This is a genomic window from Myxococcales bacterium (assembly GCA_016706225.1).
Classification (GTDB): Bacteria; Myxococcota_A; Polyangia; order Polyangiales; family Polyangiaceae; genus JADJKB01.
Genome location: JADJKB010000021.1, coordinates 754,470 through 769,417, shown reverse-complemented (window position 1 = coordinate 769,417; position 14,948 = coordinate 754,470). Strand labels below are relative to the sequence as shown.

14 protein-coding genes are annotated in these 14,948 nt (G+C 67.1%); 10 read left to right on the top strand and 4 right to left on the bottom strand.

Features of this window, described 5'->3' with window-relative positions; genetic code table 11:
* Positions 1–149 precede the first annotated feature (149 nt).
* Positions 150–1,160: a hypothetical protein gene (locus IPI67_28140; GenBank protein MBK7584055.1), complete on the top strand. Its 1,011-nt coding sequence runs from the start codon at positions 150–152 to the stop codon at positions 1,158–1,160.
* 9 nt (positions 1,161–1,169) lie between these two features.
* On the opposite strand, the gene IPI67_28135 is transcribed toward IPI67_28140, so the two are convergent.
* The gene (locus IPI67_28135) at positions 1,170–1,868 is read right to left on the bottom strand and encodes a hypothetical protein (GenBank protein ID MBK7584054.1); all 699 of its coding nucleotides are present in this window, start codon (positions 1,866–1,868) and stop codon (positions 1,170–1,172) included.
* A 146-nt stretch (positions 1,869–2,014) separates the two neighbouring features.
* On the opposite strand from IPI67_28135, the gene IPI67_28130 reads away from it, so the two are divergent.
* Complete coding sequence (locus IPI67_28130) at positions 2,015–2,995, top strand: hypothetical protein (GenBank protein ID MBK7584053.1); 981 nt, start codon at positions 2,015–2,017, stop codon at positions 2,993–2,995.
* Positions 2,996–3,009: 14 nt separating this feature from the next.
* On the top strand, positions 3,010–4,056 hold the full coding sequence (locus IPI67_28125) for a hypothetical protein (GenBank protein ID MBK7584052.1): 1,047 nt from the start codon (positions 3,010–3,012) through the stop codon (positions 4,054–4,056).
* A 34-nt stretch (positions 4,057–4,090) separates the two neighbouring features.
* Here IPI67_28125 and IPI67_28120 read toward each other — a convergent pair whose 3' ends face one another.
* The gene (locus tag IPI67_28120) at positions 4,091–5,266 is read right to left on the bottom strand and encodes a hypothetical protein (GenBank protein MBK7584051.1); all 1,176 of its coding nucleotides are present in this window, start codon (positions 5,264–5,266) and stop codon (positions 4,091–4,093) included.
* Between IPI67_28120 and IPI67_28115 the strand changes: the two genes are divergently transcribed.
* The 3 genes from IPI67_28115 (at position 5,265) to IPI67_28105 (ending at position 9,002) form a co-directional block, all read left to right on the top strand.
* Complete coding sequence (locus IPI67_28115; GenBank protein MBK7584050.1) at positions 5,265–6,050, top strand: hypothetical protein; 786 nt, start codon at positions 5,265–5,267, stop codon at positions 6,048–6,050. The genes IPI67_28120 and IPI67_28115 overlap by 2 nt on opposite strands.
* 22 nt (positions 6,051–6,072) lie before the next feature.
* Complete coding sequence (locus tag IPI67_28110) at positions 6,073–7,554, top strand: 1-acyl-sn-glycerol-3-phosphate acyltransferase (protein ID MBK7584049.1); 1,482 nt, start codon at positions 6,073–6,075, stop codon at positions 7,552–7,554.
* Between the two features lie 128 nt (positions 7,555–7,682).
* On the top strand, positions 7,683–9,002 hold the full coding sequence (locus IPI67_28105; GenBank protein ID MBK7584048.1) for a hypothetical protein: 1,320 nt from the start codon (positions 7,683–7,685) through the stop codon (positions 9,000–9,002).
* A gap of 26 nt (positions 9,003–9,028) precedes the next feature.
* On the opposite strand, the gene IPI67_28100 is transcribed toward IPI67_28105, so the two are convergent.
* Both IPI67_28100 and IPI67_28095 read right to left on the bottom strand, forming a co-directional pair.
* Entirely contained in the window at positions 9,029–11,437 is a 2,409-nt protein-coding gene (locus IPI67_28100; GenBank protein ID MBK7584047.1) for a DUF4339 domain-containing protein, read from the bottom strand.
* A 136-nt stretch (positions 11,438–11,573) separates the two neighbouring features.
* Complete coding sequence (locus IPI67_28095; protein ID MBK7584046.1) at positions 11,574–12,152, bottom strand: class I SAM-dependent methyltransferase; 579 nt, start codon at positions 12,150–12,152, stop codon at positions 11,574–11,576.
* A 138-nt stretch (positions 12,153–12,290) separates the two neighbouring features.
* On the opposite strand from IPI67_28095, the gene IPI67_28090 reads away from it, so the two are divergent.
* From IPI67_28090 to IPI67_28075, 4 genes are all read left to right on the top strand, one after another.
* Positions 12,291–12,758 carry a hypothetical protein gene (locus tag IPI67_28090; protein ID MBK7584045.1) on the top strand — a complete coding sequence of 156 codons (468 nt, stop codon included), beginning with the start codon at positions 12,291–12,293 and terminating at the stop codon, positions 12,756–12,758.
* A 105-nt stretch (positions 12,759–12,863) separates the two neighbouring features.
* Positions 12,864–13,568 (top strand): TIGR00266 family protein, encoded by a 705-nt coding sequence (locus IPI67_28085; GenBank protein MBK7584044.1) that lies wholly within the window; start codon positions 12,864–12,866, stop codon positions 13,566–13,568.
* 13 nt (positions 13,569–13,581) lie between these two features.
* Complete coding sequence (locus IPI67_28080) at positions 13,582–14,256, top strand: TIGR00266 family protein (protein ID MBK7584043.1); 675 nt, start codon at positions 13,582–13,584, stop codon at positions 14,254–14,256.
* A 10-nt stretch (positions 14,257–14,266) separates the two neighbouring features.
* Positions 14,267–14,947, top strand: coding sequence for a TIGR00266 family protein (locus tag IPI67_28075; protein MBK7584042.1), 681 nt, complete (start codon positions 14,267–14,269; stop codon positions 14,945–14,947).
* The last annotated feature ends 1 nt before the right edge of the window (position 14,948 follow it).

Sequence of the window (14,948 nt, the reverse complement as noted above, 5' to 3'; positions counted from 1 at the left end):
GTTTCCGGCGGCCGCTGCCGAAGCGTCGGCGCCTGTGTCGTGAGCTGCTGGCTGTTCAGGCTGCTGCGCTGGTGATGCCCCCGCAAAAGTTGTCCACAGGCAGTAAATGACCAGGCGAAAAGTTCTCGCGCCGAGGGTAAAGTGGTGGCGTGGAAAACCCGACTCGCCAGCCGCTCGGCGTGCTGCTCGTGCGGCATGGCCTGATCGAACAGGCGGCGCTCGATGAGTGCCTGGTGGAGCACCGCGCCACCGGACGACGGCTCGGGCGAGTGCTCGTCAGCCGGGGCTTGATCACCCCCGAGCGACTCACCCACGTGTTGTCGTTTCAGCTGAGCTTGCCGTGGGTGACGCTCGTGGGTCTCGACCCCGCCGCTGACGTCGTGGCGCTGTTGCCTCGCCAGATCGCCGAGCGGCACCGGTTCGTGCCGGTCTGCATGCGCAATCAAAGTGGCAAACGAGTGCTCTACGTCGCGACCGACGATCCGACGAACGCCGACGGGCTTGCGGATTGTAGCCGGGCCATCGGCTGCGCCGTTCAAGCGATGGTGGCCGCGCCGGACGATGTGAGCGCCGCGCTTCAGCGTCACTACGGCGTGACGCCGACGTTCTTGCCGCCTTCGTTCGACAAACGGAAGCTCGCTGCTCAGTCACGAACCTCCGACGCCGGGCGAGCTCGCCCACCACCGCCGCCGCGCCGCGCACCGCCTGCCGAAGCGCCGAGCGGAGCGCTCCGGGCCCACGTGACCATCGCGCCGAGCGCCGCAAGCGCGCCGGTCGCGGCGCCCGCACCAACCGTCGCCGCAGCCGAGGCGCCCGACATCGAGCTGGGTCGACCGGAGTCCCTCCCTCCCGAACCCGCGTTGCCGGCGAAGATCCCCGGCATCGCCGTGATCGGTGCAAGTCCAGAGTTCATCGCCCGCTGCCGGTACGCGGTGGACGCGCTCGACTACCGCGTGCACCCCGTGAGTGTGGCGGACGTCGCCGTGCGCGTGCAGGAGCTCCGCCCGGTCGTGATCGTGGTGATGGAAGACGTCTACGCTTTCGACCGGGTCGCCTTCACTCGCCTCGGGCTCGAGGTTGGGGCCGCGCTCGTGATCTGGAATGATGAGCTCGACGTCGATTTCTTGGAGCCGGTGCTCGAGACCGCGCGGCGGCGCTAGGCGAGAAGCTCACTCCCGCGTCCCGAAGAACAACCAGTTGGTCTCGTCCTCGTCCAGCATCGGGTTCTTGAAGTCCACCGGCTCCACGCGGACCTTACCAAAGACGCTACGCATCGCCTGCTCGAACTCCGCACTCTCGGCGTACGACCACACCGCGAACACCCCGCCCGGCGACAGGTGCTCGGCGGCGGCCGCAAGTCCAGCGGGAGAGTAGAACCGCGCGCTCACTTCGCCGAGGCGGCGGTCCGGTGAGGTATCGACGTCGAGCAAGATCACGTCGTGGCGCTGGACCGGCGGGTGGAGCAGTCGCCGATACACATCTTCCTCGGAGATGAGCAGGCGCCCGTCAGCCAAGAGCGCGGCCGAGAGCGGGATCAGCCCGCGCTTCAACCAGCCGATGACCTGCGGCAAGAGCTCCACCACTTCGACCTGGGCGGCCTGCCCGGTGGCGAGGGCGGCCTCTGCCGTGTAACCAAGACCGAGCCCCCCGACCAGGACCCGTAACTCGTGCCCGCCGTGCAGCTCGAGCGCTCGCCGCGCCAGCTCTCGCTCCGATGCCGTCGCCAGGCTGCTCATCAAGAACTGATGGTCCACCGTGATCTCGAAGGCCTGGGTCTCCGGCGCCGATGGCACACTCCGGCGGCGCAGGCAGATCATGCCAATGGGGCTCTCTTCATACGCGAGCACCTCGAGTTCGTCGGTCGTCATGCGCAGGATGCTACCCAATTTCCCGGCGTGGCGGCGCGAGCCGACGTCCGAAACCGGCGCCGCTCCGCCGCCCACAGTTGGTCAACCAGGCTCCCGTGAAGCTCTGATTGGATCCCGAGCAGGACCAGAGCATTCTAGCCGGCGCCATGGCCGCCGATTGGAACGCCGTCCGCTTCGATTTCAAGCAGAGTGCCGATCACGTCGAGAGCTTCTATTTCAAGCTCAATGAACCCGGCGGCGACCGCGCGCTCTGGGTCAAGGGCACCATTCTGTCGGGGCTCGGGAGGACGCCGGTCGCCGAAGCCTGGAGCATTGTCTTCGATCGTCAGCGCGGGCACGTTGCAGTCAAGGAAGTGGTGCCCTACGCGGAAGCACATTTTTCCCGCGAGCACCTCGACGTCCGCATTGCGGAGCTCGTGCTCGAGCCGGGCAAGAGCCGAGGGAAGATTGCGCACGGGGCGGACCAGGTCAGCTGGGAGCTCGAGTTCGACGTGAGCGGCGAGCCGATGGTTCCGTATCCGCACCCAAAGATGTACGACGGCCCGTTTCCCAGCCAGAAGACCGTGACCCCGGCGCCCGACACCCGCTTCAGCGGTTGGTATCGCGTGAACGGTCGCGAGATCCGTGTCGACGGCTGGAAAGGCATGCAGTCGCACAACTGGGGCAAGCGCCACACCGAGCTGTACGCCTGGGGTCACGTGAACCAGTGGGATGACACCGACGAGCTGGTGCTCGAGGGCGCAACGGGGCGCCTCAAGCTCGGCCCGGTCCTGGCGCCGCCGCTCACGGTGTTGTGTGTGTGGCACGCCGGGCGCAAGTACCACTTCAACGAGGTGCGCACGCTGCTCCGGAGCCGCGGGTTCATCACGCCCCGCTCGTGGCGCTTCGAGGCGCGCAATGCCGACGCGCGCGTGCATGGCGAGCTCGTTGCCGATACCGACGACATGGTGGGGCTCCGTTACGAGAACCCGAACGGCGAGCTGACGTACTGCCTGAACTCGAAAATTGCCTGGGGTTTGTTGGTGCTCGAACCGACGCGAGGCCAGCGAGTCCACGCCACGACCAAGGCCGCGGCGCTCGAGATCGGCACCAAAGATCCCGGCCACGGCGTTCGTGTCATGGCGTGATACACTGCTTGCACATGCGAACCGTCGTGGGAGCTGGACTCTCGGCCTTATTTTTTCTGGTGGGCTGCGGCAGCGACGCAGCGAACGACACCAGCAAGAACGAACCTGGCTGCACCACCGCGCCGAGCTGCGGTAGTTGCACCACCTGCTACGAGACCTGCGTGTGTGGCGGCAAGTCGACGTCGAGTTGCGCCAGCCAGTGTGGGTCGGCGAGCGGGGGCAGCGGCGGCGGCGGCGGCGCGAGCGGCGCTGGCGGCGGCGCCGGTGGCACGGTGAAGACGACCGAGGTGACCATCGAGACGGATTCCCGCAGCGTCGCACCCGGCGAAGAGACCTTCTTCTGTCAGAACTTCGCCAACCCGTTCGGCGGCGCGGTCGACGTGCTCCAGAGTGAGTCGTTCATGACCCCGGGTTCACACCACATGTTCGTGTTCTACGAGAAGGCCGCGCAAGATGGCCCGCTCGAAGACTGCAGCGGCCTCGAGTACCAGCGCACCCTGCATGTTGCTCAAACGCCGCAGCAGCTGACCCGCTACCCGGCGGGGGTCGGCCGGTTCGTGAGCGCGGCCTCGGGCCTGCGGGTGTTGGCGCACTACGTCAACACCGGTGACAAACCCATCTCCGCCAAGATCACCGTCGTGTTTCAGGTGGCGCCAGCGGGCACGGTGGCACAGTGGGCCGGGGCGCTCTTCTTCAACAACCTCGACGTCTCCGTGCCGCCGCTCCAGGCCGGCAAGGCCACGAAGACCTGCACCATCCCCTACGACATCAAGCTGATGGACGTCGTCAGCCACATGCACCAGTGGGGCGTGGACTTCGAGGCCAAGACCGACAAGGGCGTGTCGATCTACCAAGGGACGTCGTGGGAGGAACCGGAGGTCAAGGCCTACGATCCACCCCTCGAGCTCCCGTCGGGCACGCAGATCACGTACACCTGCAACTATCAGAACTCGTCTTCGAAGACGCTCACCTTCGGGGACTCGGCGCTGGTGAACGAGATGTGCATCTTGAGTGGCACGTTCTTCCCAACGCCGAACGGCCAGAGCATCGTCTGCATGTAGGGGAGGCGTCCGCTCGGCGTCGAGCGCTCTCGCGTCAGGGTTCGAAATCCGCCAGCACCGTGGCCGGAGCGGCGGCGTGAGACTGGTTCGCGCGCCCAGTCTTGTCCTTGTCCTTCGGCTTGGCCTTGGACTTGGACGTGTCGGTGGTCTTGCCCGCCCGGGCTTGTTCGGCGGCTTTTGCTCGCGACTTGTCCTCGGTCTTCGCGTCGCTCTTGGCAACTGCGGTCTCGGCTTTGTCCGGGCTCGTAATGTCTGCCGCGGCCGCCTGTTCCAGCTTGTTGACCATCAGCAGGGCCTGTTTGTCGACGTCCGCCGCCCGGGAGTCCATCAGCTCGATCAGCGCTTTGGCGTCCTCCAGATTCTTCCGGACCTCGGACATCTTTGCGCGGGACTTGCGGAAGGTCGAGTCGACGTTGGCGTCGAGCGCAGCGCCCAGGGTCGCCAGCTTGGAGAGTTTGCTCTTCACCTTGCGCATCTTGGCGGCCAGCTGGAGCTCTTCCTTGGCGGTCTTCTCGACCAGCTTGGCTAGCTTCTGCCCCTCGTCGTTGTCGCCGCTCGACAGCATCGAGGCCTTCGCTTCGCCCGAGTCGAAGGCTCCGTGATCGACCGTGAGCTTCATCTCGACGCCGAGTTTGTTCGCGCGCGACTTGACCGCCTTCGCGAGCAGCGAGGCACTCGGCGCCTTGATCGTCTTCTTGGCGGGCGCGGCGGCGGCCTTGGCCGGCTCCGGTTTCTCGGCGGCGTTGCCCCCGAAGAGCGCCTTGAACTGTCCGACCGTCTGTTTGGCCTGGTCGACCTGCGCCGACACGGCGTTCACCGTCGAAGCGCCCGGGATGGCGTTGATCGCGCTCTGCTTGAGCTGCGCTTCCGTGGCGTCGGTTGCGCCAGGAGCCCCCTCCATGTTGGTGGGCGCGGTCTCGACCGCAGGCGCGGGCTCGTCCTCTTCCTCCGGCTCGACGCCGAGCTCTTTGCCCAGGGCCATCCGCAGCCGGCCTTCCGCTTGCGGCGCGGTCGACATCTGAAGCGAGAGCTCGTGCACTGCTTCGAAGAACTGGTCGTAGGTCGGGTCGCCGGACTGGTAACGCTGGCCCTGGGCGATCTCGGAGGGCCCGGAGTGACCCAGGCAACCGGTCTCCACCGTGGCGAGCGCAAAGAGCAGCGGCAGCGCGCTGATCGTGAGGATTTTCTCGAGTGATTTCCGAATCTTCATGACTTCCCCGGTCCACCCGACGGCGGCGCACGAGGCGGGGCCGGTCTGGGGTGTGCCGCGTATTACGCCGGCGTCCGGGCTATCTTCCCCGTTCGCGATGGGACGAGGCCGGAGGGCGCGCCAGCGGCGCAGCCGCAAGCAGCGGCGCGCGGCGTCGGCGGGGCGTCTGCGCCGGCTCGAGGTCTCGATCGATCAGTTCGAGGTCGCGCGGGCCTACGATGGACCCTTGCGCGGGCGAATCGAGCCGCGCATCTTGCTGGGGGCCTTCCATGTGCGGGTTGGGCGGGCCGTCCTCTTGGGGCGCGCCCTCGCCGCCTTCACCGCGCTCCGACAGGTGCCCTTTCAGCTCGTCATCGACCGAGACCTGATTCGCGCGAGCATCCTGCAATCGGGCAGCTCTGCGGGGACCGGGCTCATCGTGCTCTTGGCCCTCGCCATCGAGGAGGACTCCGGCAAGGACGTGCAGCGCCTGTACGCGGAGCTCGAGCATCCCGAGCGTTGGACCGTCTGGCAGACGAGCAGCGTCGTTCCGGAACCTTGCTTGCTCGGGGACCTGCCCGCGCCCGAGGCCAACCAGGAGCCCGCCGCAGAGAGCGTGCAATTGCTCTCCGGCGAGGCAACGCCGGTGGTGCTCCAGGGCGACGACTTCGTGGACGCGGTGCTGGTGCGCATCACGGACGAACTCTCTCCACGCAGCGACTGGCGCTTCCACTTCTGTTCGGCGGACGGACGCAACGACTGGACCGCGATCCTCCGCGTCCGAGTCTCGGGGGCCTCCGCGTGAGCGCCCTGCCTGGAAGGACCCGGTGAGCGCTTCTTATCGCAGCGCCGTCACCGTCGTGCGGCTGCTCGTGCGGGCGTTTTTTCGTCGGGTGGAGGTCAGCGGTCTAGAGAACGTGCCGAGCTCCGGCGGCGGACTGATCGTCGCAGCGCACCCCAACGGACTGGTGGATCCGGGCTTGATCCTGGCGTTCTTTCCGCGCCCCGTGGCGTTCGGAGCCCGGCACGGTTTGTTTCGCTTGCCGCTGCTCGGCTGGGTGATGCGTGGCGCCGGCGCGGTCCCGATCTATCGCGCCGTGGACGCCAAGGCGGGCGGCGGTGACCGCAGAGCCCAGAATCAACGCAGCCTGACCGCGCTGGCGCAGGCCATTTCGGGAGGAGCTTTCGCTGCGTTGTTTCCCGAGGGCATCAGTCACGACGCTCCCCGGCTGATGGAGCTGAAGACGGGCGCCGCGCGGCTGTATTACCAGGCGCGGGCCGAGTGCCCTGACAAGCGGCCGGTGATCATCCCGGTCGGCCTGCACTACGACGACAAACGAGCGTTTCGCTCCTACGCGCTGGTGGAATTTCACCCGCCCCTCGAGCTCTCGGCGGAGCTCGACATCGCCCCTCCGCCGGATGAGAGCGACGACGTCGTGAAGGAGCGAGCTCGAGCGCTCACGGACGAGATCGAGACTCGCCTCTCGGACATCGTTCACCCCACCGAGACCTGGGAGCTGCACCACTTGATGCATCGCGCACGCAAGCTCGTGCGGGCGGAGCGTGCTCACCGCGCGGCGGCCGACCCGGGTCGGCCCGACATGCAAGAGAAGGTTCTGGGGTTTGCCCGGATCTGGTCAGGGTACAACACGCGCCTCGCCTCGCACCCCGACGAGGTCGCGACCGTGCTCGGGCGCTTGCGGAGCTACGACCTGACACTCCGCGCCCTCGCCGTCGAAGATCACGATCTGGATCTCGATCCGCGACTGGCGTCGCCGTGGCTCGGATTTCTGCTCTTCCTGCAGCTCGCGACGGTCTACCTGGTGTTACCGCCACTGCTGATCGTGGGGTACTTGGTCAATCTGCCGGTCGCCCTGCTGCTGATCGGCGTTTCCAAGCTCACCTCGCGCGCCTACAAGGACGAGGCCACGGTGAAGCTCTTGCTCGGTGCGCTGCTCTTCCCGTTGGCCTGGATCAGCGTCGGAGTCCTGGCGGCAAGAGGCAATGCCCTGCTTGGCGTAGCACTGCCGGGGGTGCCGGACGTTCCGGTGTTGGCTGGCATCAGCATGGGGCTCCTGGCGTGTGTCGGCGGAGCCGCGGGCATGCGTTACCTGCGAGTCGCGCGGGAGACTGCGCGAGCGGTGCGCGTGCGGCTGTTCCGCCGCTGGCGTCGGCGCGAAGTCGAGCGTCTGCGGGTGGAACGGAGCGCGCTCTTCGATGCCATCATCTCGTTCTCGGTGGGTCTCGAGCTGCCCGGGCGGGTGGACTCCAAGGGTCGCGTCGTGCGCGAGCCGTCCGCCGACGCCTGAGCCCGCTGTGTGTGGAGAATCCGTGGGGATGAAGTGCAGGCCCAGCGGAGAGTGTGTGGCCGGTGCAAAGCGCGGGAATCGATGCGTCCCCTCGGCACGTTGGCCCCGACGAACGCGGGAGGTTCGACGTGCGACGACTCATTTCAATCGGTCTGGTCTGGCTCGGCTGCTGTATGGCCTGGATGATCCTGGGCTCCACACTCCTGGTGCGCTCGGGTGAGACTTCGTCTCGACTCGGCGACGACGTCTTTGCGCTGTGGGGTCCACCCATGCGCCAGCTGCCACCCCACGCGGAAAGCATCGAGCCGGCGCCGGAGGCGGAGCCGCCTCCCAACGGCGTGGTGCGCCCGGGCGCCGTGCCTCCAAGCGCCATGCCTCAGACCGGTGCGCCCCCACCCAACGCCGCGCCCCCGGTTGCGAATGCGCTGTCCCTCTCGGGCTCGGACATTCAGGTGGCGCTCGCGCTCGAACACCGACAGAAAGGCCTGGTCTGGTTCCCAACCTACAGCGTGGACTTTCACGGTCGCTACAGCTTCGAGAACCCCGGCTCGAAACCGATGGACGTGCACTACGAGATCCCGCTCGAGCGAGAGAACGCGCTGTACGACGGCTTCGACGTGACCGAAGACGGCAAGAGCCTGGGCGCCGAGGTGCGCGACGGCATGGCGCGCTGGTCGGGGCGCCTCGAGGCACACGAGAAGAAGAGCTTCGACGTGCGTTACCGCTCCCGGGGCACGCATCGCTGGCAGTACGAGCTCACGTCCGGCACGACCAACGTGAAGGACTTTCGCCTCGCGCTCCAGACCGACTTTGCAGAGGTGAACTTCCTGCCCGGCACACTGTCGCCGTCACGCCACGAGACTTCCGGCGGGGGCTGGCGTGGCACCTGGGAGTTCAAGACGTTGGTCTCGAGCGCGCCCATTGGGCTTGCGCTCCCCGAGCGGCTCAATCCGGGGCCGCTTGCATCGAAGATCACCTTCTTCGCGCCAGTGAGCCTCTTGTTCTTCTTCTTTGTCGTGGCGATCCTCGCTGAAGCGCAGAAGAAGGAGCTTCACGCGCTGCACTACTTGTTTCTCGGCTGCGCGTTCTTCGCCTTCCATCTCCTGTTCGCCTACCTGGTGGACCATCTGTCGATCGGGGCGTCGTTTGCGCTCTCGGCGCTCTGCTCCATCGGCCTCGTGGTCAGCTACGCGCGGCTGTTCGTGGGTTGGCGCTTCGCGCTCCGGGAGATCGGCGTCTCACAGCTCCTGTATCTAGTGCTGTTCTCGTTCACGTTCTTCTGGACCGGATTCACGGGCCTCTCCATCACCGTCGGCGCCATCCTGACGCTGTTCGTGCTGATGCAGATCACGGGCCGGCGGCGGATGTCAGCCCCGGAAGTCGAGGAGCCGCATCGTGTCTGTGCGCAGCCGTACCGCTGCCCCGCGGCAGCGGAAACGAGCGGCTGAAGCGCGCCTCGGGTCGCGGCGCTCACTCACTTGCAGCTGAGCGCCGTCGCCCAGAGCTCGTAGCCCTTGTCGGCCTTCACCAGCTGGAACGAAGCGGCCTTCTCGCCGGCAACGGCGAGCACACCTTGGCCCGCTTCCTTGCCCGCCGCCGAGACTCGCAGCGCCTCGCCCATGGGTGCGAGGTCTTCACCGAGCACCTGCACCCGGACCGCGCGCTCTCCGCTCGAGCCTTCGGTCCATTGCAGTAGCCAGCGGCCACCCGGCAGTCCCTCGGCCACCGGTGCGATGGCGTCTCCGCCCGGGCCGCCCGAGGGCATTTCGAAGGTCTGCGCGCTCTTGGGCAGCTCACCGTGTTTTGCGCTGGCAAGCTTCACGACCCACGGTCCGTCGTCGCCGGCTTTCGCCGCAAAGGTCACGAGGATGCCCTTGTCTCCCGCGGCAATGGTCGGTGTGCCAGCGCGCCCCTCGGTTTCGATCACACCGAGCTCGCTCTTCTTGAGCCCCTTCGGTCCGAGCCACCCCACCCGCACTTTGCCGGCCGTTCGGAAGGTGAGGGCGTGACCCAGTCCCTTGACGCTGCCAACGCGCGCCTCGGTGGCCTTTTCGTTCTCGACGTTGGCCCACAGCTCGTCGGGAGTTCCGCCCCGGGGCAAGCGTGCGTAGCCCGAGCCGGAGAAGCCCACGGTGAAGTTGGGGTCCTGGTCGATGGTGTGCGGCACCTTCAGCGCGCCGCCCTCGCGGTCGGCAACGAAGCGATCTTTCTCTGATGGGACGGGCACGACTCCGATCAGCTTACGCCCGGAGGGTGCGCTGAAGGCCTGCTCCGTCTCGAGCGTCGCGAGATCGACCATCAGCCCGAGGCCGGCGACGTCCGTGGCTGCAAAACCAATCGCGATCTTGGAGCCGCCCGCGGGCGCGACGTACGGAGGCACGCTGACCTGAACCGACGGCGACAAGCGCGTCGCGTCTTTGCTGATCGAACACTTGATGGGTGGCAGCTGCACGACCGGTGCGGCGGACGCCGACACTACCGGTTTGGCTGAAGGCTGTGCTTCGAGGGCCTTCTCCCAGGGTTTGAAGAAGAGCAGACCACCGACGGCGGCCGCGCCGAGCACACCGAGCACACCCACGACGCCGATGATGAGCGGTAGTGCGCTCTTTTTCTTCGGCGGCGCGTAGGATGGATACGCCTGCGCAGGCGGCGGGCCGTAGGCGGGCGCGGCCGGTGCCTGCCACGCTGCCGGCTGAGGTGGCGCGGGCAACGCGGCGGGGTCGGCTTCGACCTCGAACGACGGCAGCGGCGCTGCGTCGGGCAAGAGCGCTGCGGGATGGATCTGCGTGGGTGCCTCGTTGTCGGGATCGGACACCGGCACGATCGCGTTGGCCAGCTGAGTCGGGCCCTCGCTCACTGGTTCGACGCCGGGGATGATGACGGGCGCAGGTGGCGCGTGCAGCACGGGCGCGTGCGGCACGGGCGCGTGCGGGACCGGCGCGTGCGGGACCGGCGCGTGTGGGACCGGGGCCGGTGCTGCGGCGGCGGGAGCGAGCTTGGGTTTCGAGACCGCGATCATGCGCGCGGGTTGGGTGGGCTTTTTTGCCTCGACCATGGCCGCGAGGCCATCGAGCGAGGGGATGGAAGCCGGAGGTTTTTCCGGCGAGGTCTTGGCCTGCACCTGAGCTCCGGCGGCGGCTTCCACGATCTGGATCTCGTCGTCGTCGAGCGTGCCCGTGACCGGCTCGTGATTTGGATTCGAGTCCACCGGGACGATCGGATCGAGCTTCGCCGGTCTTGCCTGTTCGGTGATGGTCGGTTCGGTCGCCGACACCTTTGCCGGAGAGCTGACCTCGACCCAATGGGCCTTCGGCGGTGCGTTGTCCTCTTCGATCACGATCTCACTCGCTGCGATGACTTCCGTGTTGGGTTTGTCGTTGTCCGGGCTCGAAGCGACCGGCACGATCGGCGCTTTCGCCACGGGAACGACGCGCGGCGGAAACGGCGTGCCACGTCGGGACGGCGCGGGCGGCGCGTCGGAGCGTTTCGAGGGAGGCGGTGGTTGCACGGCCTCGAGATCGGAGCCGGTGAGCTCCGTCTCGACCAACAGCTGGGTCTTGGGTTTGTCGTTGTTCGGGTTCGACGACACCGGGATGATGGGGCTGCGCGCGGACTTGACCGACGCGGGCACGGGCGGTGGATGCGTGCGGTCTGGATCGGCCTTCGGGCTCATGATCGGCCCCCGCGCAAACGCGGGCAGCGCGGCCGAAAGCTCCGCGACCTGACCGGCGGCTAGCCAATCGGCCCAGCCCTGCCGCCAGACCAGGCTCTTGCTGGTCATGGAGCCCTGCTTCAGGCTGTTGATCAGCTCACCCCGTTCGACGGTCTTGAGCGAGCCATCCGGGCTCGCACAAAACCAAAAATCGGTCCCGTCGTCTGCCAAAGCTTCGTCTCCCGTCGGCTCTCGGTCGGCGGCTTTACCATCGATTTCGCCGACGCGCGACGGCCAGCGGAGGGTGTGCACGGGTTCAGGCGAAGAGATAGGGCTCGAGTGCATGATGATTTCCGTCCCGGGCCTGTTACGCCCCGCCCGGGCGAGGTCTTCCCGGAGCGCGGGCCCAGAGCCCGGCGCGGCCACCAATCTCGATGGAACGCACGGTATCCAGGACCGGAAGGCCCCGCGCGAGCTCCCCGCGTTCGAGGCGGAAACGCGGGCTCGGGTGCGGCTCGGGCCAATCCTCGCTGAACGTCGCGAGCACCGCGCTCGCGCCGGGGCGAAGCCACGTGTGGAGCTCAGCGAAGAGCCGGCGGTCCAGAAAGTCGACGACGATGATCAGGTCGAATGGCTCCGCGCCGGGCAGGGGCAAGCTCAGATCAATTTCTCGAGTCTCGACCGCGAGGCCCCGCTCGCGGGCACGCGCAGCGGTGATTTCCAGGCCCACCGCGCTCACGTCCCAGGCAGCGGTGCAAAAGCCCCGCTCGGCTGCGAGCAAAGCGTGACGCCCGGTTCCGCACGCGAGATCGAGGGCGCGCCGCTCGGCTCCTTCGCCGAGGCTGTCGAGGACCTCGACCACGAAGGGATCGGGTGCGCGCGTTGGGAGATCGCGTTCGTCGGCGTGGCGATGGTCCCAGCGGGCGCGGTCGGTGGACATTTCCATGCAGGGCATGGCCCGGGGAGATCGTTGGTGCAACCGATCAGGGACGCGGGCGAGCGGAGGGGGAAGCGATTGCCGCCGGTCTCGCGGTGGCGTGACAGGCCCCGTGCGAGCGGAAGAAAATCCGCGTAGGCTCACGGCATGAGGACGCTGTTCGTGGGTTTGGCGGTCGCAGCGCTCGGGCTCTCGGCGGGGAGCGCCCGCGCTGATCTGCCGGCGCCCGGACCGGAGACCTGCAGCCTGGAGAAACAACAGAAGCCGGGCGAAGACTGCGTTTCCTGCTCCGCGTCCTTCGAGGACACCGAGGCCTGCAAGACAAAACACTCGGCGAGCGGTTACAGCCAGCGCTGCCGCAGCTCGGGGGCCAGCGTCTGGACCGAGGTCTGGTGTCGTGAGTCGCCCGAGCCCGTGGCTTCGGCCGCAGCCAGCTCGAGCTCCGGGGTGCCGACCTCGAGCGGCTCGACGCGAACGGAGCCGGCGGCGCCGCCGGAGAAGAGCGGCTCCTGCGGCGCCTGCAGCGTGCTTGGTGCGCCTGAAGCCGACGCGCCCGCGTGGCTGCTGTTCCTGCTCTTCGCCGCGTCGTCCCGACGAATTCGCCGCCCGAGTTGAGGCGGACGCCGAGAGCGGCTACCCCTCCCGGCCGAAGAGAGGGATCGAATGCAGCCCATGCCGCAACCAGCGCCCGCACCGGGCGGGCCCGCCGTGTCGCCGCCGATGGGTTCGGCGGTCGCGCATCAGATCACCCACGGGCCGTCGTTTGCGATGCTCGCGGTCGATCTCGTGCCAGGACAGATCCTGGTCGCCGAGGCCGGGGCGATGGTCGCGCGCAATCAGCACGTGCAGATGGCCGTCAAGCTCAACGCCTCACCCGCTGCGGGGTTCATCGCCACGCTGAAGGCGCTGGTGATCGCCTTCATCCGCAAGTTCATCGGCGGGGAGACCTTCATCGTGAATCACTTCACCGCACCGAGCCCCGGACGGGTGTGGCTCGCGCCGGCCATGAGCGGGCACGTCGCGCACCGGCGCATGAACGGTGAAAAGCTGATCCTGTCCACCGGCGCCTACCTCGCGCACGTCGGCAATCTCGACATCAACGTCAAGTTCGGAGGACTCAAGGGCATCCTGGCCAAGGAGGGTGCGTTCTGGCTCGAGGTCAGCGGCGTCGGGGAGCTCTGGTTCACCAGCTACGGCGGCATCGAGACCTTGGAGATCCACGAGCCGTTCATGATCGATAACGGCCACGTCGTCGGCTACGAGGGCAACCTGAACATGAACATCAAACGCCCCGGCGGCGGCATGATGGGTCTGGTCGCTTCCGGCGAGGGACTCGTGTGTGAGTTCACGGGTCAGGGTCGGGTCTACATCCAGAGCCGCAATCTCGGCTCGCTGGTCAGCTGGCTCTCGCCGCTCCTGCCGTGAAAGGACGCTCACGATGCAAATCGACATCCAGTATCGCCCCGCGCACTCGCTCGCCAAGGTGAGCCTCGAGCCGAACGAGTCCGTCGTAGCCGAGAGTGGCGCAATGGTGGGCATGAGCACCAACGTGCAGATGCAGACCCAGGCCGGCGGCCTGATGAGCGGGCTCAAGCGCATGTTCGGCGGTGAGAGTTTCTTCCGCAACACCTTCTCGGCGACGAATGGCCCGGGTGAAGTGCTGCTCGCGCACTCGTTGTGCGGCGACATGGTCGTGCTCGACCTGACCGCGCCGGGATATTTCATCCAGAGCTCGAGCTACATCGCCTCGACACCGAACGTGAACATCGAGACCAAGGTCGGCGGGTTCAAGACGTTCTTTGCTGGGGAAGGCGTGTTCGTGCTCCAGGCAACGTGCCAAGGCCCGGGACAGGTCCTGGTTGGTGCCTTCGGTGGCATCCAGGAGCTCGTGTGCGACGGCAGCCTGGTCATCGACACCGGTCACCTGGTGGCCTGGGATTCGACCCTCACCTACAGCGTTGGCAAGAGCGGCAGCGGTTGGCTCGCGTCGTATCTCTCCGGCGAAGGACTGGTCTGCCACTTCCAGGGGCAGGGGCGGATCTGGATCCAGACGCGCAACCCAGCGAGCTACGGCCAAGAGATCGGCTCGCTCCTACCCCCGCGCTCGGGTTGAGAGGAAGCTCATGCAGTACGACATCCTCGAGAAGCCGGACTTCAGCCTGGTCCGCGTTCACTTCCACCAGCCGGGCGAGCAGCTCTTGGTCGAGAGCGCCGCCATGGTCGCCAAACACAGCGCACTGGAAATGCGAACCCAGATGCAAGGAGGGTTACTCGGTGCGGCGAAGCGCAAGCTGCTCGGAGGCGAGAGTGTGTTTCAGAACACGTTCACGGCGACGGCACCGGGACAGGAGCTGTGGTTCGCTCCAGGGCCCGAGGGGGATCTCGACGTGGTCGAGATGGACGGTCGTACGCCGATCTTTCTCTCGTCGGGAGCTTTTTTGGCGAGCGCGCCGACGGTACAGCTCGACACCAAGTGGGGCGGCGCAAAGGGGTTCTTCAGCGGCACCGGCATGTTTCTCTTGGTCGCGCAGGGCACGGGCCCGCTCTTCTTCTGCGCCTACGGAGGCATCCACGCCGTCGACGTCGGCCCCGCCGGTTACATCTGCGACACCTCGCACATCGTCGGCTTCACCGGCGGCCTCGAGTACACCGTGAACAAGGTCGGCGGCATGAAGAGCCTGTTCTTCAGCGGCGAAGGCCTGGTGTGCAACTTCCGAGGACAAGGACGCCTGTGGATCAGCACCCGCAACCCGTCGGGTCTCGTCAGCTTCGTTCAACCGTTCCGGCGTGTGCAGAGCGGCTGAA